Origin of the sequence: Streptomyces griseus subsp. griseus, assembly GCF_000720255.1 — a bacterium.
In the GTDB taxonomy this organism is placed as follows: domain Bacteria; phylum Actinomycetota; class Actinomycetes; order Streptomycetales; family Streptomycetaceae; genus Streptomyces; species Streptomyces griseus_I.
Genome location: NZ_JOJE01000004.1, coordinates 12,833 through 38,545 on the forward strand (window position 1 = coordinate 12,833; position 25,713 = coordinate 38,545).

General features: G+C 69.5%; 22 protein-coding genes and 3 pseudogenes. 14 read left to right on the top strand and 11 right to left on the bottom strand.

Features of this window, described 5'->3' with window-relative positions; genetic code table 11:
- Positions 1 to 91 precede the first annotated feature (91 nt).
- Positions 92 to 403 (top strand): DUF6343 family protein, encoded by a 312-nt coding sequence (locus tag IG99_RS50120; RefSeq protein ID WP_078947570.1) that lies wholly within the window; start codon positions 92 to 94, stop codon positions 401 to 403.
- Between the two features lie 66 nt (positions 404 to 469).
- The gene (locus IG99_RS07300) at positions 470 to 691 is read left to right on the top strand and encodes a TerC family protein (protein WP_037671060.1); all 222 of its coding nucleotides are present in this window, start codon (positions 470 to 472) and stop codon (positions 689 to 691) included.
- Positions 692 to 829: 138 nt separating this feature from the next.
- On the opposite strand, the gene IG99_RS07305 is transcribed toward IG99_RS07300, so the two are convergent.
- Together IG99_RS07305 and IG99_RS07310 are read right to left on the bottom strand one after the other, a co-directional pair.
- Positions 830 to 1,468: an NADPH-dependent F420 reductase gene (locus IG99_RS07305; protein ID WP_051864991.1), complete on the bottom strand. Its 639-nt coding sequence runs from the start codon at positions 1,466 to 1,468 to the stop codon at positions 830 to 832.
- A gap of 199 nt (positions 1,469 to 1,667) precedes the next feature.
- Positions 1,668 to 1,976, bottom strand: coding sequence for a TraR/DksA family transcriptional regulator (locus IG99_RS07310; RefSeq protein WP_051864992.1), 309 nt, complete (start codon positions 1,974 to 1,976; stop codon positions 1,668 to 1,670).
- Between IG99_RS07310 and IG99_RS51925 the strand changes: the two are divergent.
- Positions 1,931 to 2,235 (top strand): annotated as a pseudogene (locus IG99_RS51925) (hypothetical protein); the annotation flags it as partial. The gene IG99_RS07310 and the pseudogene IG99_RS51925 sit on opposite strands and share 46 nt — an antisense overlap.
- Before the next feature lie 3 nt (positions 2,236 to 2,238).
- On the opposite strand, the gene IG99_RS07315 reads toward IG99_RS51925, so the two are convergent.
- The 6 genes and pseudogenes from IG99_RS07315 to IG99_RS07340 all read right to left on the bottom strand — a co-directional run bounded on the left by IG99_RS07315 (position 2,239) and on the right by IG99_RS07340 (position 7,466).
- Positions 2,239 to 3,057: an SAM-dependent methyltransferase gene (locus tag IG99_RS07315; protein WP_037671424.1), complete on the bottom strand. Its 819-nt coding sequence runs from the start codon at positions 3,055 to 3,057 to the stop codon at positions 2,239 to 2,241.
- 186 nt (positions 3,058 to 3,243) lie between these two features.
- Positions 3,244 to 3,562 (bottom strand): annotated as a pseudogene (locus IG99_RS07320) (DJ-1/PfpI family protein); the annotation flags it as partial.
- 79 nt (positions 3,563 to 3,641) lie between these two features.
- Positions 3,642 to 4,448, bottom strand: a pseudogene (locus tag IG99_RS07325) (MFS transporter); the annotation flags it as partial.
- A 152-nt stretch (positions 4,449 to 4,600) separates the two neighbouring features.
- Positions 4,601 to 5,287 carry a GntR family transcriptional regulator gene (locus IG99_RS07330; protein WP_037671063.1) on the bottom strand — a complete coding sequence of 229 codons (687 nt, stop codon included), beginning with the start codon at positions 5,285 to 5,287 and terminating at the stop codon, positions 4,601 to 4,603.
- A 149-nt stretch (positions 5,288 to 5,436) separates the two neighbouring features.
- Positions 5,437 to 6,114, bottom strand: coding sequence for a cysteate racemase (gene cuyB, locus IG99_RS07335; protein ID WP_051864998.1), 678 nt, complete (start codon positions 6,112 to 6,114; stop codon positions 5,437 to 5,439).
- On the bottom strand, positions 6,111 to 7,466 hold the full coding sequence (locus tag IG99_RS07340) for a dicarboxylate/amino acid:cation symporter (protein ID WP_234311765.1): 1,356 nt from the start codon (positions 7,464 to 7,466) through the stop codon (positions 6,111 to 6,113). The genes cuyB and IG99_RS07340 overlap by 4 nt, the downstream gene beginning before the upstream one ends.
- A gap of 134 nt (positions 7,467 to 7,600) precedes the next feature.
- Between IG99_RS07340 and IG99_RS07345 the strand changes: the two genes are divergently transcribed.
- The 4 genes from IG99_RS07345 (at position 7,601) to IG99_RS07360 (ending at position 12,393) form a co-directional block, all read left to right on the top strand.
- Positions 7,601 to 9,025 (top strand): aspartate ammonia-lyase, encoded by a 1,425-nt coding sequence (locus tag IG99_RS07345; RefSeq protein WP_037671066.1) that lies wholly within the window; start codon positions 7,601 to 7,603, stop codon positions 9,023 to 9,025.
- Between the two features lie 105 nt (positions 9,026 to 9,130).
- Positions 9,131 to 10,141 carry a GNAT family N-acetyltransferase gene (locus IG99_RS07350; RefSeq protein WP_051865002.1) on the top strand — a complete coding sequence of 337 codons (1,011 nt, stop codon included), beginning with the start codon at positions 9,131 to 9,133 and terminating at the stop codon, positions 10,139 to 10,141.
- Between the two features lie 129 nt (positions 10,142 to 10,270).
- Entirely contained in the window at positions 10,271 to 11,476 is a 1,206-nt protein-coding gene (locus IG99_RS07355; protein ID WP_037671072.1) for an NAD(P)/FAD-dependent oxidoreductase, read from the top strand.
- Positions 11,473 to 12,393 carry an RNA polymerase sigma-70 factor gene (locus IG99_RS07360; protein WP_037671076.1) on the top strand — a complete coding sequence of 307 codons (921 nt, stop codon included), beginning with the start codon at positions 11,473 to 11,475 and terminating at the stop codon, positions 12,391 to 12,393. The genes IG99_RS07355 and IG99_RS07360 overlap by 4 nt, the downstream gene beginning before the upstream one ends.
- Positions 12,394 to 12,436: 43 nt before the next feature.
- On the opposite strand, the gene IG99_RS07365 is transcribed toward IG99_RS07360, so the two are convergent.
- Together IG99_RS07365 and IG99_RS07370 are read right to left on the bottom strand one after the other, a co-directional pair.
- Positions 12,437 to 15,244 (bottom strand): family 78 glycoside hydrolase catalytic domain, encoded by a 2,808-nt coding sequence (locus IG99_RS07365; protein WP_037671077.1) that lies wholly within the window; start codon positions 15,242 to 15,244, stop codon positions 12,437 to 12,439.
- A 163-nt stretch (positions 15,245 to 15,407) separates the two neighbouring features.
- A complete protein-coding gene (locus tag IG99_RS07370) occupies positions 15,408 to 16,406 on the bottom strand; it encodes a LacI family DNA-binding transcriptional regulator (RefSeq protein WP_324606126.1) in 999 nt (332 codons plus the stop codon).
- Between the two features lie 349 nt (positions 16,407 to 16,755).
- Here IG99_RS07370 and IG99_RS07375 point away from each other — a divergent pair, with 349 nt between their 5' ends.
- The 4 genes from IG99_RS07375 (at position 16,756) to IG99_RS07390 (ending at position 21,402) form a co-directional block, all read left to right on the top strand.
- Positions 16,756 to 18,081: an ABC transporter substrate-binding protein gene (locus IG99_RS07375; RefSeq protein ID WP_037671081.1), complete on the top strand. Its 1,326-nt coding sequence runs from the start codon at positions 16,756 to 16,758 to the stop codon at positions 18,079 to 18,081.
- 64 nt (positions 18,082 to 18,145) lie between these two features.
- Positions 18,146 to 19,078, top strand: a complete 933-nt coding sequence (locus tag IG99_RS07380) for a carbohydrate ABC transporter permease (RefSeq protein WP_037671083.1) — start codon at positions 18,146 to 18,148, stop codon at positions 19,076 to 19,078.
- Positions 19,075 to 19,902: a carbohydrate ABC transporter permease gene (locus IG99_RS07385; protein ID WP_037671085.1), complete on the top strand. Its 828-nt coding sequence runs from the start codon at positions 19,075 to 19,077 to the stop codon at positions 19,900 to 19,902. Before IG99_RS07380 ends, IG99_RS07385 begins: the two co-directional genes overlap by 4 nt.
- A 69-nt stretch (positions 19,903 to 19,971) precedes the next feature.
- Complete coding sequence (locus IG99_RS07390; RefSeq protein ID WP_051865004.1) at positions 19,972 to 21,402, top strand: family 43 glycosylhydrolase; 1,431 nt, start codon at positions 19,972 to 19,974, stop codon at positions 21,400 to 21,402.
- Here the strand turns inward: IG99_RS07390 and IG99_RS07395 are convergent, their stop codons facing one another.
- Positions 21,403 to 21,768 (bottom strand): ArsR/SmtB family transcription factor, encoded by a 366-nt coding sequence (locus IG99_RS07395; RefSeq protein WP_037671087.1) that lies wholly within the window; start codon positions 21,766 to 21,768, stop codon positions 21,403 to 21,405. It abuts the gene before it with no gap.
- 166 nt (positions 21,769 to 21,934) lie between these two features.
- On the opposite strand from IG99_RS07395, the gene IG99_RS07400 reads away from it, so the two are divergent.
- The 3 genes from IG99_RS07400 to IG99_RS07410 all read left to right on the top strand — a co-directional run bounded on the left by IG99_RS07400 (position 21,935) and on the right by IG99_RS07410 (position 25,700).
- Positions 21,935 to 23,908, top strand: coding sequence for a heavy metal translocating P-type ATPase (locus IG99_RS07400; RefSeq protein WP_037671090.1), 1,974 nt, complete (start codon positions 21,935 to 21,937; stop codon positions 23,906 to 23,908).
- 79 nt (positions 23,909 to 23,987) lie between these two features.
- Entirely contained in the window at positions 23,988 to 24,659 is a 672-nt protein-coding gene (locus IG99_RS07405; protein WP_037671092.1) for a HEAT repeat domain-containing protein, read from the top strand.
- Positions 24,660 to 24,662: 3 nt separating this feature from the next.
- A complete protein-coding gene (locus IG99_RS07410; RefSeq protein ID WP_037671095.1) occupies positions 24,663 to 25,700 on the top strand; it encodes a HEAT repeat domain-containing protein in 1,038 nt (345 codons plus the stop codon).
- Positions 25,701 to 25,713: the final 13 nt, after the last annotated feature.

Sequence of the window (25,713 nt, forward strand, 5' to 3'; positions counted from 1 at the left end):
TGCGTCGGATGCCAAAGCGGCCCAGCCGTGTGGGCAATGCCATCGGCTGCGGCCTCATCGTCGGCAATCTCAGCACCCCATGGGGACCGCCATGCCTCTGCCCCGATCACGCTCGGGTTTCATCGGCCGCCGCTTTGAACGGACGGGTACCGAACCTGTCACAGCCCGAAGTTCGCTGGGCCTGCGGCTGCTATTGGCCATCTGCTACACGCCGCTCTTCATCGCCGCATCAGCACTGTTCGCCGTCTGGTCATCGCAGTCCACGCCGGGCAGCAGCCCAACCTCCTCACAACTCGCGGCGTTGTCGGGAGTGTGCGGGGCACTCGCTCTGATCTCGGCGGTGGACCTGGTGGTTATCCTCCGCCGCCGCAGGAGCGAGCGTTCCGCCTCCACAGAACGGTGACTGGCGTGGCCGGATGGGAAGCGATGTCCGTGGGAGTACTCTGCGCGGTACTTCGCCGGCTACGTCGTGGAGAAGAGCCTGTCCGCCGACAACCTCTTCGTCTTCATCCTGGCGTTCATCGGCGTGAAGCCCATCCTGCACTGGGGCCACGGCATCGAATCCCGCATTCCGCAGATCACCGCCGCCGTGTCATTGGCCGTGATCGGCGCGGTGCCCACGGTCACCACCGTGGCCAGTGTGATCAGGCCCCGGCGTGACCCCACACAGCCGCTCCTGCGTTCCGCCTGAGCGTCGTGCCGTTACGGGCTCTTCGCGGACGGAGACATTCGATCAGCCCCGCCACACGCCATGCCTCCGGCGGTGCGGGCAGCGCGCGCGGGTCGGCACGTGGCAGGCCAGGGGAACGGCCCAGGCATCTGGGAACGGTCAGGGCAGGATCTTGATCGAACTTTGCCAGTTCAGCTTGAGAGGCTGCTGGATGGCGATGTGCAGAAATCCCATCGCCTCCAGCTCCCGAGCTCTGCGCAGGGGGCCTACGTCGAACGGACGCATCGCGCCGGAGCGAACAAGCTCCGCGATCCTGCCCTTGGCGGTGGAGTCGTCACCGGCGATCAGGACGTCGAGCGGGAAGTCATGTCCCTCGCCTGTCGTCAGCGGGCCGGCGAAGGTGGTGTTGAACGCCTTGACGACCTTCACGTCCGTGCCGACGATCTGCTGGATCTCCTCGGCAGCCGAGCTGTCCGGGGGTGTCACCCGCCCGTCCATGGTCGAGACGTCGATGGGGTTGCAGATGTCCACCAGGACCTGCCCGGCCAGTGCAGCCCCGGCGGATCTCGCGAACTGCAATGCCGCGTCGTACCACAGCGCGAGCACGGTGACATCGGCCGCGTCGGCCGAAGCGGCCCAGTCGCTCTCGCCGTCCGGGAACCGCTGCCTGAGCTCCTCGGCCAGTGCCCGAGCAGGGTCGGCGTCGGGGTGGACGACGCGCACTCCATGGCCGCCGGCAAGGGCACGGGTGGCGATGGCGCGGCCCATGTTGCCGGGGCCCACAATGTTGATCTTCACAGCTGCTGCCTTCCGGTCTGACGGAGAGTGCGACGCGCTCGGGTCCGTCCACCTGACAGCTGGCTGGAGGGCCTAGCTTTTGGGCCCGCGTCAGAGTCCGGGACGCCCGAAGGGTGCAGATGTATCCCTTTCCCGGGCCCGAGAAGCTGTGCGCGGAGGGACGCCATGGTCACCCGGATGCCGGACACGAGGCGGGCGGCTACACATGAGGGACTCGCCGCGCCAACTCGATGGGGCGCCGGCACTGCCGGCAGACGCCGTACATACCCTGATCCATGCGCTCCAGGGCGGCTTCCACATCAGCGAGGACCATGCGGGCCGAGGCACACAGCTTGATGTGGACCTCCAACTGGGCGACCACAGCCCGTTCGCGGGCGCGCTGAGCCCGGCCAGGAGCGCCTTGCCAGAGCTGGGCGAGCTGGTCCAGACGAAAGGCACGCTGCTCGTTGAGGTTCTCCCGCAGCGCAGACAGTTCGGCCGCGCTCAGGCCCGCATCGCTGTCGGCCACGCCGACCTAGCCGCAGCCGTAGTCGTAGCCGGAGCGGGATGGAGACGACGGGCCCATGCCCCTGTGGGCCCCTGTGGGCCCCTGTGGCACAGGGAAGGCTGCACCTCGCTGGTGAAGGCGGATGCCGACCGATGGCCTTTCTGCGCACGCCCGGCCCATGGGGTGACGCACCGCAGATGATGGAGGTCCTCGAACACATCGCGTTCCCTGCCCGCCAGGCGGTCACCCCCGCACCCGGCCGGACCACTTGGGCGGCGACAATCTAGGCTTTCCGAGCCAGTCCGGCGGCGATGAGGTGTTCCCAGACCGTGAGTTCTCGTCTTTCGCCGTTGTTCCACGGGTTGTCGGTCTCGTCGGGACGCCACAGGGACGCGGGGACGATCCCGGGGTCGAGGATCTCCAGGCCGTCGAGCAGGGAGGCGATTTCCGCGTCCGTGCGCCACCGGCCGCGGCCGAACGTCTGCTGGAGGACCTTCTCGGCCTCCGCGGTCTCCGGGTTGTTGCCGGAGCGGAAGTGACTGATGAAGAAGTGGCTTCCGGAGGGGACATGGTCGCGCCAGTAGCGGACGATGCCGGCCGGGTCCTCGTCATCGTTGACGTGGTGGAGGATGGCGCTGAGGATGACGGCGACGGGGCGAGCGAAGTCGATGAGTTCGAGGGTGTCGGGGTGAGTGTGGATGCCTTCGGGGTTGCGCACATCGACCGCGACGACGCGGGTCCGGTCGTTGTTCTCCAGCAGTGCGCGGCCGTGGACCAGCACTTGAGGGTCGATGTCGACGTAGACGACCCGGGAATCGGGAAAGTGCCGTTGCGCGACCTGGTGGACGTTGTCCGCGGTCGGCAGGCCACTGCCCAGGTCGATGAACTGCCGAATACCGGTGGTCTTCATGATCTCCCCGACCGCCCGGGTCAGGGCCGCGCGGTTGGCGAAGGCGATTGCCACCGAACCGGGAAGGTCGCGCTTGAACACATCGCCTATCTCACGGTCCACGGCGTAGTTGTCCTTGCCGCCGAGCAGGTAGTCGTAGACGCGGGCGATGCTGGGCTTGGCCGAGTCGATGGAGGAGCCTTCGTACGTCATGGCGGTCATTCTCCCCCGCAACGCCGCCCGCGCACCCTCGTTTTGAGGTCCTCCGGCCGGTCGGTGCGGCCGCGAGGGCATGGACGCCATGGTTCGGTGCCACATGCTTCGATCAAATGGGTGCGGGAGGTGGGCTCGGGGGACCCGTTCGCCGCACCGTTGTCATCTGACTGGAGCCCCCATGCGTCAGCTGGGCGGGAACAGCGTGAACAGTTTCTCTACGGCCTCCGCTGGGGCAGAGTCCGGGAATCCTGCGTTGTATGGCGGCTCCGGCGCGTACTCGATGAGGAGTTGAAGGGCCTGCGCCACGTCGTCGCCCGCAATGAGACCAGCGAGGGTCAAAGCCAACTCGATGCCCGCCGAGACGCCTGCCGCGGTCGCGTAGTGACCGTCGATGACGACCCGCTCGTTCGTCGGCGTCACACCGAACGCGGCGAGGTGCTCGAGCGCACCCCAGGGTTGCCCGACGGCCACGGAGGACTCCAGCGGCGGCAAGGATCAAGGCCGGCCGACGCGATCATCGTGGCCAGGGGCCGGTCGTCGCCCACGCGCCCGCCGGCCGCGGTACCCAGCACAGCGCCCACCCCGTAGGCGGCCAGAACCAAGGGCACGGACCCGGCAGGCACGCCCGCACGCTCGGTGAGCAGAGGCGAGATGTAGCTGTAGGTCGCCAGGACGCCACCCATGAGCAGGGCGATGAAGCCGAGCACGAGCCAGACCCGCCGCTGCCGCAGCGCGGCGAACTCGGCCCGCACGGAGGGTGGTTGCTGTCGTGGCTCGTCGGGGACGAAACGGGCGACGACCGATGCGGCGCAGGCCGACAGCGCGGCCAGCACCCAGATGGGCCCGCGCCAGTCGGACACCTGTCCCAGCCACGAGCCCAGGGGGACGCCGAAGACGTTGGCCACCGTCAGGCCCCCCATCAGCAGGCCCAGCGCGCGGGACGTCGCCGTCGGCCCTGCCGCGCTCGCCGCCACGACCGTGGCCACGCACCAGAAGGCGCCCGTGGCCAGAGTGGTGATCACGCGGGATGCGAGCAGGACGGTGAAGTCGGAGCTCAGCGCGGCGACCACATGGCCGAGGGCGAACACGACGAGTGCGAGAACGAGCGTGGAGCGCCGCGGCAGGCGCAGCGTCGCGATCGCCATCACCGGAGGGCCGATGATCATGCCTGCGGCGAACGCTGTGATCAGCAGGCCGGCTCGGGACACGCTGACGTCCAGATCGTCCGCGACCTCGGGCAGCAGACCGGCCACGACGAATTCGGTGCTGCCCATGAGGAACGTGCCGACAGCCAGACCCACACGACAAAGGGCAGTTGGCGAGACCGGCTGTCCACCGAGGATGACATTCGGGGGCACACTCATCTCGGGTGACGTACGACTGCGCATGGCGTCGCGACAAGGGTTCGACAGCCGCGCGTCCTGACGGCCCTCTCCGGTCACGCGAGAGCCTGCCACCACCTTCACCTCCGTGACGGGGAGACTTCTCTCTCCCCGTCCGCTGCGCGGAACACTCCGCACACGAAGGTGACGGACCGGTCCTAGCCGATGGCCGTCTCGGCGAACTGGTTGGTGTCGAACAGCTCGTTGATGTGTCCGCCCAGCTCGGACCAGTGCTGTCCGGACAGTTCAGCGGCGGTCCGCGCGTTGCGGGTGGCGCAGACCTCGACAAGCTGGTCGTGGTGCTCGATCGTGTTGCGGCCGCCGAGCAGGGTGGAGAACTTGCGGTAGAGGATGCGGTGGATCTGCGGGTGGAGCTGCTCGACGATCCGGCTGAGGACGGGGTTGTCCGCGGCCGTGATGGGAACGGCGTGGAAACGGTCGTCCGCGGCCAGGGCGGCGTCGGTGTCGTTGGCGGCGACGGCCCGTTCGAAATCGCGGTTGGCCTCGCGCATGTGCTGCAGGTCCTGCTCGGTCATGACCGGCACGGCGGTCTCGACGGCGAGCTGGTCGAGGGAACGCAGGACGGCGAGCGTCTTCTCCACGTCACGCCGGTTGAGCGTGGTGATGCGGGTGTAGACACCGGGCTTGGCCTCGACCAGGCCGATGTCGGCGAGCCGGGCGAGCGCCTCGCGCACCGGAGTGCGGCTGAGCCCGAGGCGCTCGGCGAGCTCCCCGTCCCTGACCTTCTCGCCGGGAACGAGTTCGCCACGCACGATGGAGTCGCGCAGGCGATGGAACACCTCGTCACTGAGGAGGCGGCGGGAGACAGGGCGGTCAAGTGACATATTGCGTACAGTACATTGCCCGGTCATGCGTCCCGTGCAGTCATGCGTCCCGTGCAGTCATGCGTCCCGTGCGGTCACGTCCCGTGCGGTCACGTCCCGTGCGGTCACGTCCCGTGCGGTCACGTCCCGTGCGGTCACGTCCCGTGCGGTCACGTCCCGTGCGCCGGGTCGATGAGAGGGACGTCCACCGCCTCCACGGGAAGCCCGAGCGGGATCTCGGTACAGCCGGCTATCACCGCCTGCGCACCCCGCTCGGTCAGGCCCTGCACGGCGCGGGCCAGCAGTGCGCTCGTCGTATCGTCGCGGACACCGGCTTTCACCGCTCGGACGGCCGTCATGACCTCTCCGTCCTGGCTGGCGTGCTCGGGCAGGACCAGGCTGATCCCGAAGCGGTCCAGCCACTCCTGGTACAGCCCTGCGCGGACGGTGCCGGTGGTGGCGAGCAGTCCGGCGGTGTGGATGCGCGGGCTCATGGTGCTGAGGTGTCGGGCGACCTCGCCGATCATGTGGACGATGGGCAGACCGACATGGTCGGCTATGCGGGGGACGAAGGCGTGCGCGGTGTTGCAGGGAATGGCGATGACGGTGGCGCCGGCCTCGCGCAGGACGCGGCTGCCGTCCAGGAGCCAGGGGGTGGGGTCGGGCCCGTCGCCCAGCAGGGCCTCGGTGCGGTCGGGGATGGTGGGATCGGACCAGATGACCGTGCGGAGGTGGTCCTGGTCGCTGGAGCCGGGAGTGGTTGCCACGAGCTTGGCGTAGAAGTCGGCGGTGGCTGCGGGGCCCATGCCGCCGAGGATGCCGATGATCTCGGTGGTGGGGGTGGTCACTGTGCGGGTTCCTTCTGGAGGGCCGTCGCCTCGGGCTCGGCAGGGTTGGGAGCGGTGTCGCGGGCGCCGCGCTTGGCTTCGCGCCGGTTCTCGGAGCTGTCCACGACCGCGGCCGCGAGCGAGTTGCCGATGACGTTCACGCCGGTGCGGGCCATGTCGACGATGAAGTCCACGCCGAGGAGCAGCGCGATGCCTTCGGCGGGCAGGCCGATGGAGTTTCCGGCGGTTATGAGGACGACGATGGACGCGGAGGCGACCCCGGCCATGCCCTTGGAAAGGATCACCAGCACACCGACCATGAGCAGCAGCGCGGGCAGGGACGTGTCGGCGCCGTAGGCGTTGGCGAGGAAGACCAGGGCGGCGGCCTGGTAGAGGACGGAGCCGTCGGTGTTGAAGGAGTAGCCGAGGGGGACGACGAAGGAGGTCGTCGACCGGCTGACGCCGAAGGCTTCGAGCTTGCCCATCAACGGGGCCAGTACCGACTCGGAGCTGCGGGTGACGAAGGCGATCCCGGCCAGCCCGGCGATCGACTTCAGCAGGTCGACGTAGTGGATGCGGTACAGCGTGGCGATGAGCGGGAAGAGCACGCCGACGACGATCGCCAGGCCCGCGTAGACGACGGCGATGAAGCCCAGCAGGCTGCGCAGGTTGCCGAAGCCGTAGTGGGCGACGTCGTAGGAGATGAAGCCGAGGACGCCCAGCGGCGCGACGCGGATGACGTAGCCGACGACCTTGAACATCACCGCGGCGACGGACTCCAGCACGGTGGCGAAGGGCTCGGACTTCTCTCCGATCGCGGCCATGGCGACGCCCACGAGGAGGGCGAAGACGATCGCGCCGAGCAGGTTGCCCTCGCCGAACGCGGCGAAGATGTTCTTCGGTACGGCGTGCAGGACCAGCTCGTGGAAGTCGATGCCTCGGCTCAGGCCGTCCAGGTCGTCGGCGTCGGCGTCGGCGTCGGCGCCGTGGACGGGCGCGCCCTTGCCGATGCCCGTGAACTTGGCCAGGCCGACCGCGATGAGCAGGATCACGGTGGTGACGAGCTCGAAGTAGAGGATCGCCTTGCCGGCGATCCGGCCGACCTTCTTGACCGACTCCATGCGGGCGATGCCCAGCACGATGAGCGGGAAGACCAGCGGAAGTACGACGACCTGCACCAGGTTCAGGAACACGTCCCCGAGGATCTTCATCTGCTCGCCCGCGGGCGGCGCAAAGGATCCGATGAGGGCGCCGAGACCGACGGCGATGATCGACTGGATACCGATCGGCATCCTCAGACAGCGCCGCAGAAATCCTGAATGCCGGGCCGCGGAGGCGTCCGTGCTGGTGGGAGGGGTGTTTGGCGTGTCCATCAAGCTCCTGCCATATGCAATATATTGCGTTCTGCATGTTGGGCGGTAACACTGAGCCCTGGGACGGCCGCCTGTCAAGGAGTCCCGCAGCGTCAGCCCGGCTGACGTCCGCCCGCGATCACGAGGAGCATCGGATGGCGCGAGCCACACGCATGGAGCACGACCTGGTGGGAGACAAGGAGGTGCCCGCCGACGCCTACTACGGCGTGCACACGGTGCGCGCCGTGGAGAATTTCGCGATCACCGGCTCGACCATCGCCCAATTCCCCGACCTGATCACGTCCCTCGCCGCGGTCAAGCAGGCGGCCGCACAGACGAACCGCGAACTGGGCCTGCTGGCGCCGGACATCGCCGAAGCGATCATCGAGGCGTGCGAGGACATCCGCGCCGGACGGCTGACCGGCCAGTTCGTCGTCGACCCCGTCCAGGGCGGGGCCGGCACCTCCACGAACATGAACGCGAACGAGGTCATCGCCAACCGCGCCCTGGAGCGCCTCGGTCACCCGCGCGGCTCCTACGACGTGATCCACCCGCTCGACCACGTCAACCTCGGCCAGAGCACCAACGACGTCTACCCCACCGCCGTCCGACTGGCCCTGGTCACCTCACTGCGCCGGCTCTGCGACGCCATGAAGGCGCTGGCCGACACCTTCAGCGCGAAGGCGGAGGAATTCACCGACGTCCTCAAGATGGGCCGCACCCAGCTCCAGGACGCCGTGCCCATGACGCTGGGCCAGGAGTTCACCACCTATGCCGTCATGATCGAGGAAGACCGCCAGCGCCTCGCCGAGGCCGCGGCGCTGCTGCTGGAGTCCAACCTCGGCGGCACCGCCATCGGCACCGGCATCAACGGTCACCCCCGCTATGCCGAACTCGCCTGCGCACACCTGGCGCGGATCAGCGCCGAACCGGTCCGGCCCGCCGGGAACTTCATCGAGGCCACCCAGGACTGCGGTGCTTTCGTGCAGCTCTCCGGTGTCCTCAAGCGCGTCGCCGTCAAACTCTCCAAGACCTGCAACGACCTGCGCCTGACCTCGTCCGGTCCCACCGCCGGACTCCGCGAGATCAACCTGCCGCCGGTCCAGGCGGGTTCGTCGATCATGCCCGGCAAGGTCAACCCGGTGATTCCCGAAGTCGTCAACCAGGTCGCCTTCGAGGTCATCGGCAACGACCTCACCGTCACCATGGCCGCCGAAGCCGGACAGCTCCAGCTCAACGCCTTCGAACCCGTCATCGCCTACAGCCTGTTGCGCTCCCTGGCTCATCTGCGTGCGGCCTGCGACACCCTGGCCACCCGCTGCGTCGCCGGCATCACCGCCAACCGCGAACACCTCCGTGACACGGTCCACCGCTCTGTCGGCCTGGTGACCGCGCTCGCCCCGCACATCGGCTACGCCGCCAGCACCACCCTCGCCCGCCAAGCCCTGGCCACCGGCCGCACCATCAAGGACCTCGCCGCCGAGGCCGGCCTGCTCACCACGGCCCAACTGGACACACTGCTGCGGCCCGAGAGCCTCACTCGGCCCTCCGTGCACCCCTCGGCGGCAGCCACTCCGTGAACGATGTCCGACCTGTGAGGCCGACACACCTGACAGCAGGGTCACCAGCGCGGACTGTGCAACGCTGGGCGGCGGTCCTGCCTCGAAGTTCGAGATCATGCCGTCATGACGGATGGTGTGCCAGAACAGAACCCACCGGTCGGCTTCGCGTTCCGGCCGTATCGTGGCGGCGACGACAACGACGCCATGGCAGCGGTGCGGCTCGGGTGTGCTGCACGCGACCGCGTCGATGCCCATTCCGTAGTGGAAGGGTTCCCGACACCGGCCGAGATCGCCGAAGCCTCAGCCAAGCTGGAGGAACCGTCCAAGAACCAGATCCTGGTGGTGCACGACGCGAGCGTCGTCGGCTACTCCACGATCCGGTGGTGGCGAGAGCGGGACGACACGTGGCTCTATCTGCACCGCGGCCACCTCCTGCCCGAGCACCGTCACCAGGGCGTCGGCTCAGCCATGCTCCGCTGGGCCGAACAGCGGATCCACCAGCTCGTCGACCGGCACGGGACGGCACGGACGGCGGTGATCGGCGCGAACGCCGCCGTCTCCGAGCAGGACGCCACGGCGCTGCTGCTCGAAGCCGGCTATCGACGAGTCTTCAGCCTGGTCGAGCTGGAGCTGGGCGACCTCGAGCAGTTGCCCGAGCGGGGCGGTGAACTGCCGGCCGGGATACGGATCGGGCCGATCGGGACCGGCCACTACCGTGCGGCCTGGAGGACGGTCGTCGATTCGTATGCGGGCACTCGGTTCACTCAGGAATGGTCCTTCCAGGACTTCGTCGACACCGCCGACCCGACCTGCTGGAGGGCCGCATGGAACGGGCAGGACATGGTCGGCGTCGCCCTCTGCTCCATCCGCCGTCACGACCGGACGGTCGGCGAGGTCGAAGAGCTGAGTGTCCGGACGGACCACCGACGCCTCGGAGTCGGCCGGGCCCTGCTGCTCGAGGGGCTGCGAAGCCTTCGCGAGCGTGGTGCCACGACCGCCCGGCTGTTCACGGGCACGGCAAACCCGAACCGGTCCTACGATCTTTACGAGAGTGTGGGGTTTCAGCGGCAGAACGAGTACGTCCGTTACCGTAAGCCGCTCGGCAGGTCAGGGCGGTCAGCGGCGCGGTCCTGACCGACCCGTGCAGCGATCTACGACGTCCCGAACTTTTCTGTGTTGCGCGTCACATCCAGTCCATGTCACGCCCCGGCTGCCCGCTCCCATCTGCTGGTCGTCAGCACACGAGCCGAGGAGGACGGAACGATGAGCGCACAGCAGGAGACCGGCACGACGACCGCGCACCGCGTGGTGATCCTGGGAGCGGGGTACGCCGGCATGGCCGCGGCCATCCAGCTCGCGGCCCGGACGAAGCGGCGCGAGGGCGTGCAGGTGACCGTGGTGAACGCGCGGGAGCGGTTCACCGAGCGCATGCGGCTGCACATGACGGCGACCGGGCAGCGGCTCGTCGAGCTGAGTGTCCCGGAGCTGTTGGAGGGCACGGGCGCACGGTTCGTGCGGGGCTGGGTGTCGGCGGTGGACGCGAACGCGAGGACCGTGCGGATCGACGACGACCGGGTCCTGCACTACGACACCTTGGTGTACGCGTTGGGCGGTGTGGCCGACACATCGGCGGTGCCGGGGGCGGAGGAGCACACCTACACCCTGAACAGCGCCCAGGACGCCGAGTTGCTGGCCGATCGGCTGGGTCGGCTCGGCAGCGGCACGGTGGTGGTCGGCGGCAGCGGGCTGACCGGCATCGAATCGGCCGCGGAGATCGCTGAGCGGCACCCGGAGCTGCACGTCGTCCTGTTGGGCCGGACCGAGCCCGGCGCGGCCATGAATCCGACGGCCAAGGCGTACGTGCACGCCGCGCTCCACCGGCTGGGCGTCGAGGTGCGCGCCGGCGTCGAGGTGGCGAAGGTGCTGCCCGAATCGGTCGAACTGGCGGGCGGGGAGAGCATCGTCGCCGACGCGGTCCTGTGGACGAGCGGTACGCGGGTGTCCCCTCTGGCGGCCGCCGCCGGGCTGACCGTCGACGAACGCGGACGCATCCTCACAGACACCGCGTTGCGGTCGGTGTCCCACCCCGAGGTGTACGCGATCGGCGACGCGGCCGCGATCCGTCAGGAGTACGGCGTCATGCACGGCACCTGCCAGGGAGGAATGCCGACCGGGGTGCACGCCGCGCTGTCGATCGACCGGGTGCTCAGGGGCAAGCAGCCCAAGCCGTTCCGCTTCGGTTACTACCACACGCCGGTGAGCCTGGGACGCGGTGACGCCGTGGTGCAGTTCACCCGCCCCGACGACAGCCCGCGCCGGATCTGCCTGACCGGCCGTACGGCCGTCCGGTACAAGGAGACGGTGACCGCCTCCCCCTGGCCGACCTACGGCCGTATGAAGAAGATGCCCGCCTCGGGCGCGTTCTGGCCTCGCGGGGGCAGATTCACCCGTGTCCGGGAGGGCCGGTGACCAACGACCCCGCCGACCTTGGCCAACAGGTCTTCCACGAGCACCGGCGGTTGCTGTTCTCGGTGGCCTACCGCCTCCTCGGCAGCGCCGCCGATGCCGAGGACGCGGTCCAGGACGCCTGGATCAAGTGGTCCGCCGCGGACCGCTCGCAGGTGGCCGACCCCAAGGCGTACCTGACACGGATCGTGTCGAACGTGGCGCTGGAACGGCTGCGCTCGGCCCGGCACAAGCGGGAGACCTACGTGGGGCCATGGCTTCCGGAGCCCATCCTCACCGGCGGTGATGCCTCCGAAGCCGTCACGGACGCGGAGTCGGTGTCGATGGCCGTGCTGGTGGTGCTGGAGACACTCAGCCCACTGGAGCGCGCCGTGTTCGTGCTGAGGGAGGTCTTCGACTTCAGCCACGCCGAGATCGCCGAGGCCGTGGAACGTTCGGAGGCTGCGGTGCGGCAGGCCGCGCACCGGGCCCGCGCGCATGTGCGGGCCCGGCGGCCGCGCTTCGCCGCCGACCGCTCACGGCAGCGCGAGGTCACCGAGCGCTTCTTCGCCGCCGCGACCGGCGGTGATGTCAACGCCCTGATGGAACTGCTGTCACCGGACGTCACGCTGTGGACCGACGGCGGCGGCAAGGTCCGCCAGGCCCTGCGCCCGGTCGTGGGCGCGACCACCGTGGCTGCCTGGTTCGCGGCCATCGGCACCACTACTTACCAGGGCATCGAGCCCGCCGACATGAAAGCCGAACTCGTCGAGATCAACGGTGGGCCGGGCATCGTGTTCAGCGGGCCGGGACGCGTGATCGCCACCGTCACCCTCGACTTCGAAGCCGACGGCCGCATCGTCGCCATCCACAACGTGGCCAACCCGGACAAGCTCCAGGCCGTCGCCGACGGCACCGCTCACGACATCGGTACACGGTGAGCCGCGTCGCCCCGTGCAACCGCCGGGCGCGAGCAAGCCGAGGTCAGCTCGCCGTGCCGCTCAGCAGCGCCTCGAGATCGGCGGCGGCCCCGGCACCGCCGTCTTCGAAGAGGACCTTGTTCAGCAGCGCGGGCAGTCTCTGGGCCGGCAGGTCCAGGAACGGTCCCAGCCGCCTGGCCAGTTGGGGGGAGTCTCCGCCCAGGCCGTGCCCGCTCAGAACGCCGACCGTACGTGCCCAGAGGGCGGGGTCGTCCATCAGGTCCCGGACGGTGGCCGGTCCGGACGGCGGCGCCGGGGTGAGGCAGGGATCCTCGCTGGTCCACGTGTGCGTGCCGTGGGCCACGGTCACCGGAGGCTGCCCGGAACCGGGAAGGTGGACGGACGCGCGCGCTCCCGCGGGCACGACCACCTCCAGGTGGAAGAGCCCGTCGTCACGTCGCCAGCTCACCGACGCCTCGCCGTACGGAGTCAGATGCACGGCCCCGGCGTGGGTGAGCGAGCGGTCCGGCAGCGGGCGTACGCGGATCTCGCGGTAGCCGGGTGCGGCCGGGGCCAGTCCCGCCACCGTGCGGTGCATCCAGTCGGCGACCGCTCCGAGCGCGTAGTGGTTGAAGGAGGTCATCTGCCCGGGGTTGACCGTGCCGTCGGGCAGCATGCTGTCCCAGCGTTCCCAGACGGTGGTGGCGCCCATCGTCACGGGGTAGAGCCAGGAGGGGCAGCCCTTCTCCAGCAGCAGGCGGTGGGCCAGGTCCGGGCGGCCGGCGGTGGTGAGCGCGTCTGTCATCAGGGGTGTGCCGACGAACCCGGTGGCGATCCTGAAGCCGCTCGTGCGCACGAGGTCGGCGAGTCTGCGTCCGGCGGTCTCGCGTTGCCGCGGGGCGGGCAGCAGGTTCCATTGCAGGGCCATGGCGTAAGCGGTCGGCGAGTCGCCCAGCATCCGGCCCGCCGGGGTGACGAAGGCGTGGGCGAACGCCTCCCGGGTGCGATCGGCGAGCGCGGAGTACCGTGCGGCCTCCGCGGCGCGGCCCAGTATCTCCGCGGTGCGGGCGACGACATCGGCGCACCGGGCCAGACACGCGGTGGCGACGACGTCCGGGGGCGTACGGGCGGCGAACGGGTCGTCCGGTGGCGCGGCGGGGTCTAGCCAGTCGCCGAACTGGAAACCCCCCGACCACACGCCGTCGGTGGTGAGCGAGGCGATCTTGTCGACCCAGGAGCGGGCGCTGGTGAACTGCCGTTCGAGGATGCCGAGGTCGGCGTAGCGTTCGTGCAGCACCCAGGGCACCACCGGAGCCGCGTCACCCCAGGCCGCCGCGGTCGGGGTCTCGGTGTCCAGAACGTCGGGGACCACCCAGGGCACCGCGCCGTCGGCGTGCTGGTCGGCGGCGAGGTCGGCGAGCCAGGAGGACAGAAAGCCCGCCGTGTCGAAGAGGAAGGCGGCGGTGGGGGAGAAGACCTGGATGTCGCCGGTCCAGCCGAGCCGCTCGTCGCGCTGCGGGCAGTCCGTGGGTACGTCGAGGAAGTTGCCCCGCGTGCTGCGGACGACGTTCTCGTGGAACTGCTCCAGATCGGGGTCGGAGCAGGAGAACCAGCCGGTGCGGCGCAGGTCGCTGCCCACCACCACGGCATGCACGTCGTCGGCCGCCAGGTCGGGCACGCCGGTGACCTCGGCGTAGCGGAACCCGTGGAAGGTGAGCGACGGTTCGAGAACGGCCTCGTCCGCGTCGGCCAGGACGTAGGTGTCGGTCGCGCCGGCCGTACGCAGCGGCCTGGTGCACAGTTCCCCGTCCTCGAGGACCTCGGCGTGCCGGACGGTGACCTCCCCGCCGGCCTCGGTTCCGCGGAGGCGCAGGCGTACCCAGCCGACGACGTTCTGTCCGAAGTCGACGAGGGTACGTCCCGATGGTGACTGCCAGACCTTGGCGGCGGGCAGCACCTCGGTGACGCGGACGGGCGGGCCCTCCGGGGCGACGAGCCGGGTCATGTCCGCTTCCTCGTCGGGAAGCACGTCCACCGGGCCGTCGGCCGTACCCCCCGTGAAGCGCAGATCGGTGCGCTGACCTTCGTAGAGGTCGTCGGCGAGGACCCGGGTGTCCCGGGCCCGCCACTCCTCGTCGGTGCCGTAGACCTCCACCGAGCCGTCGGCGTAGCGGACTTCGAGCTGCGCGAGGAGGGCGAGCCGGTCGCCGTACAGCGCGCGGGCCCCCCACCAGCCGAGGTGGCCGCGGTACCAGCCGTTGCCGAGCACGACCGAAAGGGTGTTCTCGCCCTTTCTCAGCAGGGCCGTCACATCGTGGGTCCGGTACCGCAGCCGGTGGCGGTAGCTGGTCCAGCCGGGGGCGAGGACCTCGTCGCCGACCCGCGCGCCGTTCAGGGACGCGGTGTAGACACCGTGAGCGGTGGCGTACAGACGGGCCGAGACCGCATCCGCACCCAGCGCGAACGTCCGCACGAGTTCCGGGGCGGGCGCGTCCGGGGCGCCGTGGTCCCGGGGGCTGATGAAGCGGGCGGTCCAGTCCCGCGACCGCAGCAGCCCGGTCTCCACGGCGGCGGGCGCGCTCCAGCCGCTCCACCGCTCCGCGCAGGCCACCCGGATCCGGACGCTCGCCCGCCGACGGGACGGCAGGGGTTCGAACGGCCAGGGGACCAGCACCTGGTCGGACGAGTCGACCCGGACGCGGGTGGCACCGTCCAGTTCCACTTCGTACGCCGTCTGCCGCCAGGCGGGGTCGTCGGTGCGGACCTGCCACGACAGGCGGGGCTCGGGCGTGCCGATGCCGAGCGCGTCCTGCCGGTGCTCGAAGCGGATCGACACCACCGCGGTGTCGGGTTCCGGACGCTCCAGGCTCATGCGGCCTCCTCGCCTTCCAGGGTGTGGAACGTTCCACGTTTGAAACGACTCAACCCTGGACTTGCGATCCCCGGAACGTCAAGAGGAGAACGGAAAATCGGCGGATGCGGTGATCGCTCGGCCGCCCCTGCGCGCGGCGGCCCTCTCGCCAGGGGCGGACGGCTCAGGCGGGTGGCGGTGCGGTGCTGCGGCGGGCCACCAGGTGCGGTGTCGAAGCCGTGACGACCGCGCGGTCGCGCCGGTCCTGGATCCGTTCCAGCAGCAGCCGGGCCGCGGTCTCGCCCATCATGGCGCCCGCCTGATCGACGCTGGTCAGGCTCACCGGCGCGAGGGCGGCGACGGAGGTGTTGTTGTACCCGGCGAGCGAGAGGTCCTCGGGGATGCGCAGGCCGAGCTCGGCGGCGGCCCGGAAGACACCGGTCGCGGCGACGTCGGCGCCGGCGAAGATCGCGGTGGGCGGGCGCCGCGAGGTGAGCAGTTCCATGGCGCCGCGGTAGCCGCCCTCGTCGGAGTAGCCGGAGTTCACCACCCGGGCCAGGTCGGCCAGGCCGTGCCGTGCCATGGCGTCGCCGTAGGCGGCCCGGACATGGTGCTCGGGCCGCTGCTCCCATTGGCTGCCCCGCACCGTCGGATGCGATATGTGGGCGATGTCGCGGTGCCCGAGGGCGACGAGGTGGTCCACGACCAGGTCGACGCCGAGCCCGTCCTGGTTGACCACGCAGTCGTACGCCGGCGAGGGGTCGTGGTGGCCGATCACCACCGTCGGCACGTCGGCCGCGATGCGCACCACCTCGGTGCGGGGTACGGCGGGCGCGATCAGGATCAGGCCGTCCATCTGCCGGTCCACCATGGCGTGGATGAGCCGTGTCTGGTCCGCCATTTCGGAGGAGCCGGCGGAGCCGATGAACAGCGCGTACTCGGTGTCCCGCAGCCGCCCGTTCACCCCGTCCAGCAGGTCGGCGTAGAAGGCGTTGCGGATGCTCGCGAGCAGGATGCCGATCGTGTAGGTGCGCCCCCGCATGCCCCGTGCCGCGGCGTGCGGGCGGTAGCCCAGCTCGTCCATGGCCTTCCGCACCCGTTCGCGCATCGCCGGACTGACCCCGTAGGCATTGGTCAGCACCTTCGACACCGCCGAGGTGGAGACGCCGGCGCTGCGCGCCACATCCGCGATGGTGACCCTCTTCGAGCCGCCTGCCGGTCGCATACGGGCGCCCACCTCCGTTGTCATGTGCCGCTCTGCCCCATTTGGCGTTTCGGAAAGTTACTCGCAGATGCTTGACGGCTGCGGTCTCTTCGCTTCAACCTTTGGGACGTCCCTGTGTGGCACGTTACACGAAGCTGAAAGCCGAGACAGGGGCTCTCCGGGCGGCCGCGCCGCAGTCGGGCCGCCCAGAGTCTCAGAGGCAGCCGACTGTGACCAGGGGATCCCGCCACCCCCGAGTGAATTGTTATCGGCCCACCCGGTGGCAGCGATTGAAACGATTTAATGCCGCTCGATCGAAGGAACACTCATGAGGTCAAGGACTCTCGCCAAGAGAAGGGCGGCGGTCGCCGCGGCCGCTGCTCTGCCGCTTCTGCTCAGCGCGTGCAGCGCCGGCTCTCTCGGCTCATCCAGCGGGGACGGCAGCGCGACGACGATCAAGCTGATGGTCGACAACGCGCCCGACAACCTCCAGGCCGCCAAGCAGCTGGCGAAGGACTTCCAGGCCCAGAATCCCAAGATCAGGGTCAGCGTGGAGACCCGCCCCGGCGGTGCCGACGGCGACAACCTCATCAAGACCCGGCTGCAGACCGGCAGCATGGCCGACGTCTTCTCGTACAACACCGGTTCGCTGTTCCAGCAGATCGACCCAACGAAAAACCTCGCGCCGATCACCAAGGACCCGTACGTCAACAAGCTCGACAAGTCCTTCCTTCCGCAGGTCACGGTCGGCGGCCAGACCTACGGCGTGCCCTTCGGCCCGGCTCTCGGCGGCGGTGTCCTCTACAACAAGAAGGTCTACGCCCGGCTCGGCCTGACGGTGCCGACGACCTGGGCGCAGTTCATCGACAACAGCAAGAAGATCAAGGCCGCCGGCGTCGCCCCGGTCATCCAGACCTACCAGGACACCTGGACCTCCCAGCTCCTCGTGCTGGGCGACTTCCACAACGTGTCCGCCGCGGAACCGGACTTCGCCAAGAAGTACACCGCCAACCAGGCGAAGTTCGCCACCGACACGAACGCGGTCAAGGGCTTCGAACACCTGGAGCAGATCCACGACCTGAAGCTCCAGAACGCGGACTACGCCTCGGCCACCCTCGCCAAGGGCCTGCAGATGCTGGCCACCGGCAAGGGCGCGCAGTACCCGATGCTGTCCACCGTCATCGGCGCGATCAAGACGAGCAACCCGGACCAGCTCAACGACATCGGCTTCTTCGCCCTCCCCGGTGACGACGCCTCGGCCAACGGCCTGACCGCGTGGTTCCCGAACGCCTTCTACGTCCCGAAGTCGACCGCCGGGGACAAGCTGACCGCGGTCAAGAAATTCCTCTCGTTCGCGGCGAGCCCGGCCGGCTGCACGTCCCAGGCCAAGGCGTCGACGCCGACCGGACCGTATCTGGTCAAGGGCTGCGCCCTGCCGCCGGACGTCCCCACGATCACCAAGGACGTCGCGTCGTACTTCACCAACGACGCGCAGAGCCCGGCCCTGGAGTTCCTCTCGCCTGTCAAGGGCCCCAGTCTCGAGCAGATCTGCGTCCAGGTCGGCTCCGGCATCACCGGCGCCAGGTCCGGCGCGGCCCAGTACGACAAGGACGTCAAGAAGCAGGCCCAGCAGCTCGGGCTGTCGGGCTGGTAGGACACGCAACCGTGCCTCCCCGGCCCCGGCAGGGGCGCGGGGAGGCACTGAAAGAGGTCGACGGATGACCACACTCGCACCGACCACGCCACCGAAGGCCACGTCACATGAGGCGGCAGCCCGGCAGCGCCGGTCCGGCAGGACGCGCGGCACCTATCCCAACTGGTTCTACCTGCCCGCCGCGGTGATCTACGGGACGCTGTTCCTCGTCCCGACCTTCGCGTCGTTCTACTTCAGCCTGACCCGGTGGACCATTTTCAAGTCGACCTTCATCGGGCTGGACAACTTCACCGAGTTCTTCCAGGAACCCGCCCTCGTCAAGGGCTTCGTCAACACCTTCCTCTACGCCGTCGTCACCTCGGGCCTCAAGGTGGTCCTCGGTCTCCTCCTGGGCATCCTGCTGACCAGCCAGATCCGGGCCCGCGGTTATCTGCGCTCGGTGGTTTTCTTCCCGGTGCTGGTCAGCACGGTGGGCGTCGGCATCACCTTCACCGCGTTCATGGACCCCTCGTACGGTGTGATCAACAAGGCCCTCGCGGCCGTGGGCATCGACGGTCCGGGATGGCTGACGGACCCCTCGCTCGCCCTGTTCTCGGTGGCCCTGGTCGATGTGTGGAAGGGCGTCGGCCTGGCGACCGTCATCTACATCGCGGGCATCGTGTCCATCCCGCAGGACTACTACGAGGCGGCGAAGATCGACGGCGCGGGACCGTGGCAGCTGTTCCGCAACGTCGTCCTCCCGCTGAGCTGGCCTGCCACGTCGACCGTCATCATCCTCTCCCTCATCGGCGGCCTGCGGTCCTTCGACCTCATCTGGGCGATGACCCGCGGCGGACCGGGCTTCAGTTCCGACGTGGTCGCCTCCGTCATCTACAAGCAGTACCAGGCCGGCTTCTACGGCCTGTCCACCGCCGGAAACGTCGTCCTGTTCCTGGTCGTGACGGCGATCGTCGTCCCGCTGGCCCGTTTCCTCGCCCGCAAGGAGGTCCAGCGATGAAGAACCCGGCCCGTACGTGGCTCGGCGCACTGTCGGTCGTCGTCAGCGTCGTCGTCTTCGTGGTCCCGTTCGCGTTCATAGTCCTCACGGCCGTGAAGGACCCGCAGCAGGCCGCGCAGCTCGACTTCTCCTGGCCACGCCGGTTCCAACCGGTGGACAACCTCGTGCAGGTGGTGGAGGCGCGGGACTACATCCTCGTCATCGCGTTCATCAACAGCGTGATTCTGACCGTGGTCAGCGTGGCGGCGATGGTCGTACTCGGCGCGATGGTGGCCTTCGTGCTGCAGCGGCGGGTCACCCGGTGGACGGGACTCATCAACTTTCTGGTCCTGTCCGGCCTGATCATCCCACCGGCGGTCGTACCCACGATCTGGGTCCTGCAGAAGGCCGGCCTGTTCGGCGGCCTCCCCGGGCTGATCCTGGTGGAGATCGCGTTCGGCCTGTCCTTCTCCATCCTGCTGTTCCGCGCCTTCATCGCCACCATCCCGCGCGAACTCGACGAAGCCGCCGTCATCGACGGCGCGTCCCCGCTGCGGCTGTTCTTCCGGGTCATCTTCCCGATGCTGCGCTCGGTGATCGTGACCGTGATCGTCGTCCAGTCGGTGGCCGTCTTCAACGACTTCACCAACCCGCTGTACTTCCTGCCCGGCGAACAGAACGCCACCGTCCAGCTGACCCTGTTCAACTTCCAGAGCCAGTACAACACCAGCTACAACCTGCTCTTCATGGACATCCTGCTCATCACGGTCCCGCCGCTGATCATGTTCCTGTTCTTCAACCGGCAGATCGTGGCGGGCATGACGGCCGGAGCGGTCAAGGGCTGACGGGGCCGAAGGCGTCGTCGGGGACAGCTCGTACCCCACCTCATCCACAGCGATACGAAGGAGTTTCGCATGGCCGCTCTCACCCACCCCGGCCCGCGCCGGGGGATACGCGGACGACACGTCCGTCCCGCACTCGCCGCGTTCCTGGCCGCCTTCCTGATCCTCGTCGGCCTGGCCGCCGCCTCCCCGGCACGGGCTCTCAGCGGTGACCTCCGCATGCACGACCCGAGCGTCATCAAGGTGGGCAGCTGCTACTACGGCTTCTCCACCGGCTTCGAGCACGACCCGCTCAACCCCAGCGGGTCCATCACCCTCCGCAAGACCTGCGCCGGCACCGCGGCGTCCGGATGGACGAAGGTGGGGAACATCTGGGAGTCGACCCCGTCCTGGATCACCGCCAAGCTCGGCTCGACCCCGCCGAACATCTGGGCCCCGGACATCAAGTACTTCAACGGCACCTACCACCTGTACTACGCCGGTTCGATCTGGGGCTCCACCTACGCGGTGATGGGCCTCGCCACCGCCACGAACATCGAGGGCCCCTGGACCGACCAGGGCATGGTCACGGACGTCAACTACCCGATCGACCCCAACGTCGACTGGGGACCCGACGGCCGGCTGTACATCTCCTGGGGCTCCTGGACCGGCAGCGGCACCTACATGCACGTCCTGGACACCGCCACGGGCAAGCTGTCCACGACCGACAACAACCTCTGGCACATCGCCGTAGGCATCGAGAACCCGACGATCATCCTCGACGGCGGCTACTACTACCTCTTCGGCTCCAGGGGCACCTGCTGCAGCGGAGTCAACAGCACCTACTACACCGTGGTCGGCCGGTCCACCAGCATCACGGGACCGTACCGCGACCAGAACGGCACGGACCTGGCCTCCGGCGGCGGGACCACCGTCCTCACCGGCGCCTACCCCAAGGTCGCCGCGGGCGGCGCCGACGCCTACGACGACGGCACCTCCAAGTTCCTCGCCTACCACTACTACGACGGCGACAACTCCGGACAGGAGACCCTCGACATCCGCCAGGTGACCTTCGCGAACGGCTGGCCGGTCATCGCCGGTCCGCTCGGCGCCCCGAACAACCACCTGCTGAACCGCAACAGCGCCAAGTGCGCGGACGTCTGGTCCCTGAGCACGGCGGACGGGGCGGCGGTGAACTCCGGCAACTGCAACTCCGGGGCCAACCAGCAGTGGGTGCCCACCGCGGCCGGCTCGAGCTACGAGTTGGTCGACGTCAACAGCGGCAAATGCCTGCAGATCTCCGGGGCCTCGACCGCCGACGGCGCTGTGGCCGTCCAGTCGACGTGCACCGGGGCCGCGCACCAGCTGTGGACGAGGACGGCGGTGATCGGCGGCTACGTCACCTTCACCAACGTCAACAGTGGCAAGTGCCTGGAAGTCGCCGGGGCGTCGACCGCCAATGGAGCGGCCCTGGACCAGTCGACGTGCACCGCCGGTGCGAACCAGCAGTGGATGGTCGTCTGATCACCTGACCCGGGGGCTGTCCCGCAGGCCGAGCCGGAGGTGCTCCACGTGGTCGAGGGCCTGCTCCAGGAGTTCGGCGACGTGGTTGTCGTAGAGGGCGTAGATGACCGAGCGTCCGCGGCGTTCGCCGGTGACCAGGCCGAGATTGCGCAGCAGGCGCAGCTGGTGGGAGCACGCGGACTGCTCCATGCCCACGGCCTCGGCGAGTTCGGTCGCCGCGCAGGGGCCCTCCTGGAGGTGGGTCAGGATCCGCAGCCGGGAGGGGGTGGCGAGGGCCTGGAGGGTGGCGGCGACGTCCGCGGCGCCGACGGCTTCCAGGCGCTCGCGTGCGGTGTCGGTGGTCTTGGCGTCAGCTCCGTGGCCCATGGCACTCATCCTACGGAGGCGGCGCGCGGCAGGCGGCGGCCGCCGGATTCCGAACCCATGAACACATGAATGAGTCTTCATGTGGTCCTGTACGGTGGAGGGAAGCGGTGCCGCCACTCCGGCTTGCCGCTGTTTCGTCGTGCCGTCGTGAAGGACTTCCGCTTCGATGACTTCCACCCTCGTCCCGGCTCCTGACCGGCTCACGGCCCCGCGCGGTGGCGTTCCCCGGCGCCGTACGAGCGTCCTCGCGCTGCCCGAGGCGCGGTGGGCGGCCGCGGCCACCGTCCTCTTCCTGCTCGCGCTGCCGCTTCAGCTGGCCGGCGCCCCGGCCTGGACATGGGGCCCGCTGTACGCGCTGACCTACGCGGCCGGCGGCTGGGAGCCGGGCTGGGCGGGGCTTCAGGCGCTGCGGGAGAAAAGCCTCGACGTGGATCTGCTGATGGTCGTCGCCGCGCTCGGGGCCGCGGCGATCGGGCAGGTGATGGACGGCGCGCTGCTGATCGTCATCTTCGCCACCTCGGGCGCGCTGGAGGCGCTGGCCACGGCCCGCACCGCCGACTCCGTGCGTGGGCTGCTGGACCTGGCGCCGGCCACGGCCACCCGCGTCGACGGCCGCGGCGGCGAGGAGACGGTCGCCGTCGAGGAGTTGACGGTGGGGGACGTCATCCTCGTACGGCCCGGCGAGCGCGTCGGCGCCGACGGACGAGTGCTGGACGGGGCGAGCGACGTCGATCAGGCGACCATCACCGGCGAGCCGCTGCCCGTGGCGAAGGAGCGGGGCGACGAGGTCTTCGCGGGCACCCTCAACGGCACCGGCGCGCTGCGCGTCCGCGTCGGGCGTGACGCCTCGGACACGGTGATCGCCCGGATCGTGCGCATGGTGGAGGAGGCGTCCGAGACCAAGGCGCCGACCCAGCTGTTCATCGAGAAGGTCGAACAGCGCTACTCGCTGGGCATGGTGGCCGCCACCCTCGCGCTGTTCCTCGTGCCGCTGGGCTTCGGCGCCCAGCTCACCGACTCGCTGCTGCGGGCCATGACCTTCATGATCGTGGCCTCGCCGTGCGCCGTGGTTCTGGCGACCATGCCGCCCCTGTTGTCGGCCGTCGCCAACGCCGGACGGCACGGGGTACTGGTCAAGTCGGCCGTGGTGATGGAGCGGCTCGGGCAGGTCGACATGGTGGCGTTCGACAAGACCGGCACGCTGACCGAGGGCACCCCGCGGCTCACCGACGTCCGGCCGCTGAGCGGATCCGGCCTGGACGAGGGCGAGTTGCTGGCCCTCGCCGCGGCCGCGGAACATCCGAGCGAGCATCCGCTGGCCCGGGCCGTCGTGGACGCCGCCCGTGAGCGGGCGATCGCACTTCAGGCGGCGGAGGACTTCGACTCCACCCCCGGCGTGGGCGTGACCGCAACCGTCGGGGGGTGCGTGGTCGCCGTCGGTGCCCCGGCCCGGCTGCTGAACGGCATGACCGACACCGACCGCGCGAATGTGTCGAGGGCGGCCGCCGATCTGGAGGACGGCGGACGGACCGCCGTACTGGTCACCGTGGACGGCACGCCGGTGGGAGTGCTCGGCATCGCTGACCAGCTGCGTCCGGGGACCGGGGCCACGGTCGCCGCGCTGAAGTCCCTCACCGGAACCGCTCCCTTGCTGCTGACCGGGGACAACCCGCGCGCGGCTGCTCGTATCGGCGCCCAGGTCGGCATCGACGACGTGCGTGCCGGGCTGCTGCCGCAGCACAAGGTCGGGGCGGTAAGGGAGTTGGAGGCGGCGGGCCGCAAGGTGATGGTCGTCGGCGACGGAGTCAACGACGCCCCGGCCCTCGCCGCCGCCCACACCGGCGTCGCCATGGGCCGAGCGGGATCCGACCTGGCTCTGGAGACCGCGGACGCGGTCGTGGTTCACGACGACCTGACCACTGTCCCCGCCGTGATCTCCCTGTCCCGGCGCGCCGGCGAACTGGTCGTGCAGAACGTGGTGATCGCCGGGGTCTTCATCGTGGGGTTGGTGGTCTGGGACCTGGCCGGTGACCTGCCGCTGCCTCTCGGTGTCGCGGGCCACGAAGGCTCCACCGTCGTCGTCGGCCTCAACGGTCTGCGGCTGCTGCGTGAGACCGCCTGGCGGCGGGCCGCCGGGTGACCCTGCGCACCTCTCGGCCCGGCTCCGCTTGACCTTGACACGGTGACAGGGTCTTCGCTGTGCCGAGGAGGTGGTCCTCATGATCATGCCGGAAAAGGACAAGAACACGCTGCGAGCCCTTCAGGAGCTGGAGAACAACAGCTCTTCGGTACGGCTGCAGGCGGCGTTGGCGGTCGGCACGACCCCTGACCCGGGGTTCATCGGCAAGCTCGTCGAGCGGTGTGCGATCGAACCCGAGTTCTATGTGCGTGAGATGCTGACCTGGGCGCTCACCCGTCACTCGGCATCGATGACGGTCCCGGTGCTGCTCGACGAAGTCCGCTCGGAGGGTGCGCAGGCACGGAGCCAGGCGTTGCACACGCTGTCCAAGATCGGGGATCGGCAGGCGTGGCCGGCCATCACGCCGGCGCTGCTGTCCGACGCCGACGACGAGGTGGCCCGGAGTGCCTGGCGGGCAGCGGTCGTGCTCGTACCCGAAAACGAGAAGCGCGAGTTGGCCGTAGTGTTGGCGACACAGCTCGGGCGCGGCCAACGCGAGACGCAACTGAGCCTCAGCCGGGCGCTGATCGAGCTCGGGGAGGCGATGTTGCCGCCCGTGGGCGCAGCCAGGGCGGATCCCGACCCTCGCGTGCGCACGCACGCGATCGCCACGGAACGGCTGTGGCGCGACCCGGACGCCGGATTCGAGTTCGCGATCGAGGAGGCGAAGCGCACCGTAGCCCTCGGCGGGGCCGGCCAGGAGGGGCGGTAGGCAGTGTTGATCGGTGATGTCGCGCGACGGTCCGGGGTCAGCGCCCGCATGCTCAGGCACTACGAATCGCTCGGTCTGGTGCGGCCGACGGGTCGTAGCGACTCCGGCTATCGGGAGTACTCCAGCGAGAACATCCGGCGGATCTTCCACGTCGAGAGCCTGCGGTCACTGGGGCTGTCGCTGCGTGACGTCGGGCGCGCGCTCGACGACCCGGGCTTCGCGCCCGCGGAGCTCGTCGACGACCTCATCCGCCAGACGCGAGAGCGGATCGCGGCTGAGACGGAGCTGCTCACGCGACTGCGCCGGATCGGTGTCGCGGAACCCGCCGGCTGGGAGGACGTCCTCCAGATCGTCGCGCTCCTGCAGGCGTTGGGGTCGAAGAGCGCGGGGGCACGGCAGCGCGCGGCGCTGTCCGCGGCGGAGGAGGTTCCCGTGCCGGTGGAAGCACTGGTCGAGGCCGTGCTGAACGAGTCGGATCCGAACGTCGCCGGAGCCCTTCGCTGGGCCCTCGCGCAATCGGGCGAGGACGTTTCGGCGCTGTTGGCGAAGGGACTCGGCTCATCCGTGGCCGAGGTGCGCAAACGTGCCGTCCAGTCCATCGCCGAGATTCCGCACGATGCGGCGACCGCACTGCTGCGGGACGCCCTCACGAACCCCGACACCGTGGTGCGCGGGTACGCGGCTCTGGCGCTCGGGACACGTGGAGTCGCCGACGCGGTCCCGACGCTCATCGACATGATCGTCGAAGGGAGGAACGACACCGACGCGGCCGACGCGCTGAGCACGCTGGCGGGAGATCCCGCGTTGGGGGAGCGCATCGCCACCGGGCTCGTCGACTGCCTCGACCGCGGCACCGTCGGACCGCCCGCACGTCGACGGCTGACTCAGGCGCTCGCGGACGTCCCGGGTGTCACGACGTCCCGCGCCCTCGCGCAGCTGTCACATGACGAAGACCGTGCCGTTGCGCTCACGGCGACGTACATTCTCAAGCTGCGCGACGGAACCCAGCGAGTGGCCGACGCTTCGGGGCGCCTCTGGTGACCCGTCTGACCTG

Excerpts from the sequence above, each read along its gene's own strand:
- IG99_RS07330 (WP_037671063.1), bottom strand. The coding sequence starts at position 5,287 with ATGTCACTTGACCGCCCTGTCTCCCGCCGCCTCCTCAGTGACGAGGTG.
- IG99_RS07315 (WP_037671424.1), bottom strand. The coding sequence starts at position 3,057 with ATGACGTACGAAGGCTCCTCCATCGACTCGGCCAAGCCCAGCATCGCC.
- IG99_RS07400 (WP_037671090.1), top strand. The coding sequence starts at position 21,935 with ATGACTTCCACCCTCGTCCCGGCTCCTGACCGGCTCACGGCCCCGCGC.
- IG99_RS07405 (WP_037671092.1), top strand. The coding sequence starts at position 23,988 with ATGATCATGCCGGAAAAGGACAAGAACACGCTGCGAGCCCTTCAGGAG.
- IG99_RS07345 (WP_037671066.1), top strand. The coding sequence starts at position 7,601 with ATGGCGCGAGCCACACGCATGGAGCACGACCTGGTGGGAGACAAGGAG.
- IG99_RS07350 (WP_051865002.1), top strand. The coding sequence starts at position 9,131 with ATGACGGATGGTGTGCCAGAACAGAACCCACCGGTCGGCTTCGCGTTC.
- IG99_RS07390 (WP_051865004.1), top strand. The coding sequence starts at position 19,972 with ATGGCCGCTCTCACCCACCCCGGCCCGCGCCGGGGGATACGCGGACGA.
- IG99_RS07365 (WP_037671077.1), bottom strand. The coding sequence starts at position 15,244 with ATGAGCCTGGAGCGTCCGGAACCCGACACCGCGGTGGTGTCGATCCGC.
- IG99_RS07340 (WP_234311765.1), bottom strand. The coding sequence starts at position 7,466 with ATGGACACGCCAAACACCCCTCCCACCAGCACGGACGCCTCCGCGGCC.
- IG99_RS07375 (WP_037671081.1), top strand. The coding sequence starts at position 16,756 with ATGAGGTCAAGGACTCTCGCCAAGAGAAGGGCGGCGGTCGCCGCGGCC.
- IG99_RS50120 (WP_078947570.1), top strand. The coding sequence starts at position 92 with ATGCCTCTGCCCCGATCACGCTCGGGTTTCATCGGCCGCCGCTTTGAA.
- IG99_RS07380 (WP_037671083.1), top strand. The coding sequence starts at position 18,146 with ATGACCACACTCGCACCGACCACGCCACCGAAGGCCACGTCACATGAG.
- IG99_RS07395 (WP_037671087.1), bottom strand. The coding sequence starts at position 21,768 with ATGGGCCACGGAGCTGACGCCAAGACCACCGACACCGCACGCGAGCGC.
- IG99_RS07385 (WP_037671085.1), top strand. The coding sequence starts at position 19,075 with ATGAAGAACCCGGCCCGTACGTGGCTCGGCGCACTGTCGGTCGTCGTC.
- IG99_RS07355 (WP_037671072.1), top strand. The coding sequence starts at position 10,271 with ATGAGCGCACAGCAGGAGACCGGCACGACGACCGCGCACCGCGTGGTG.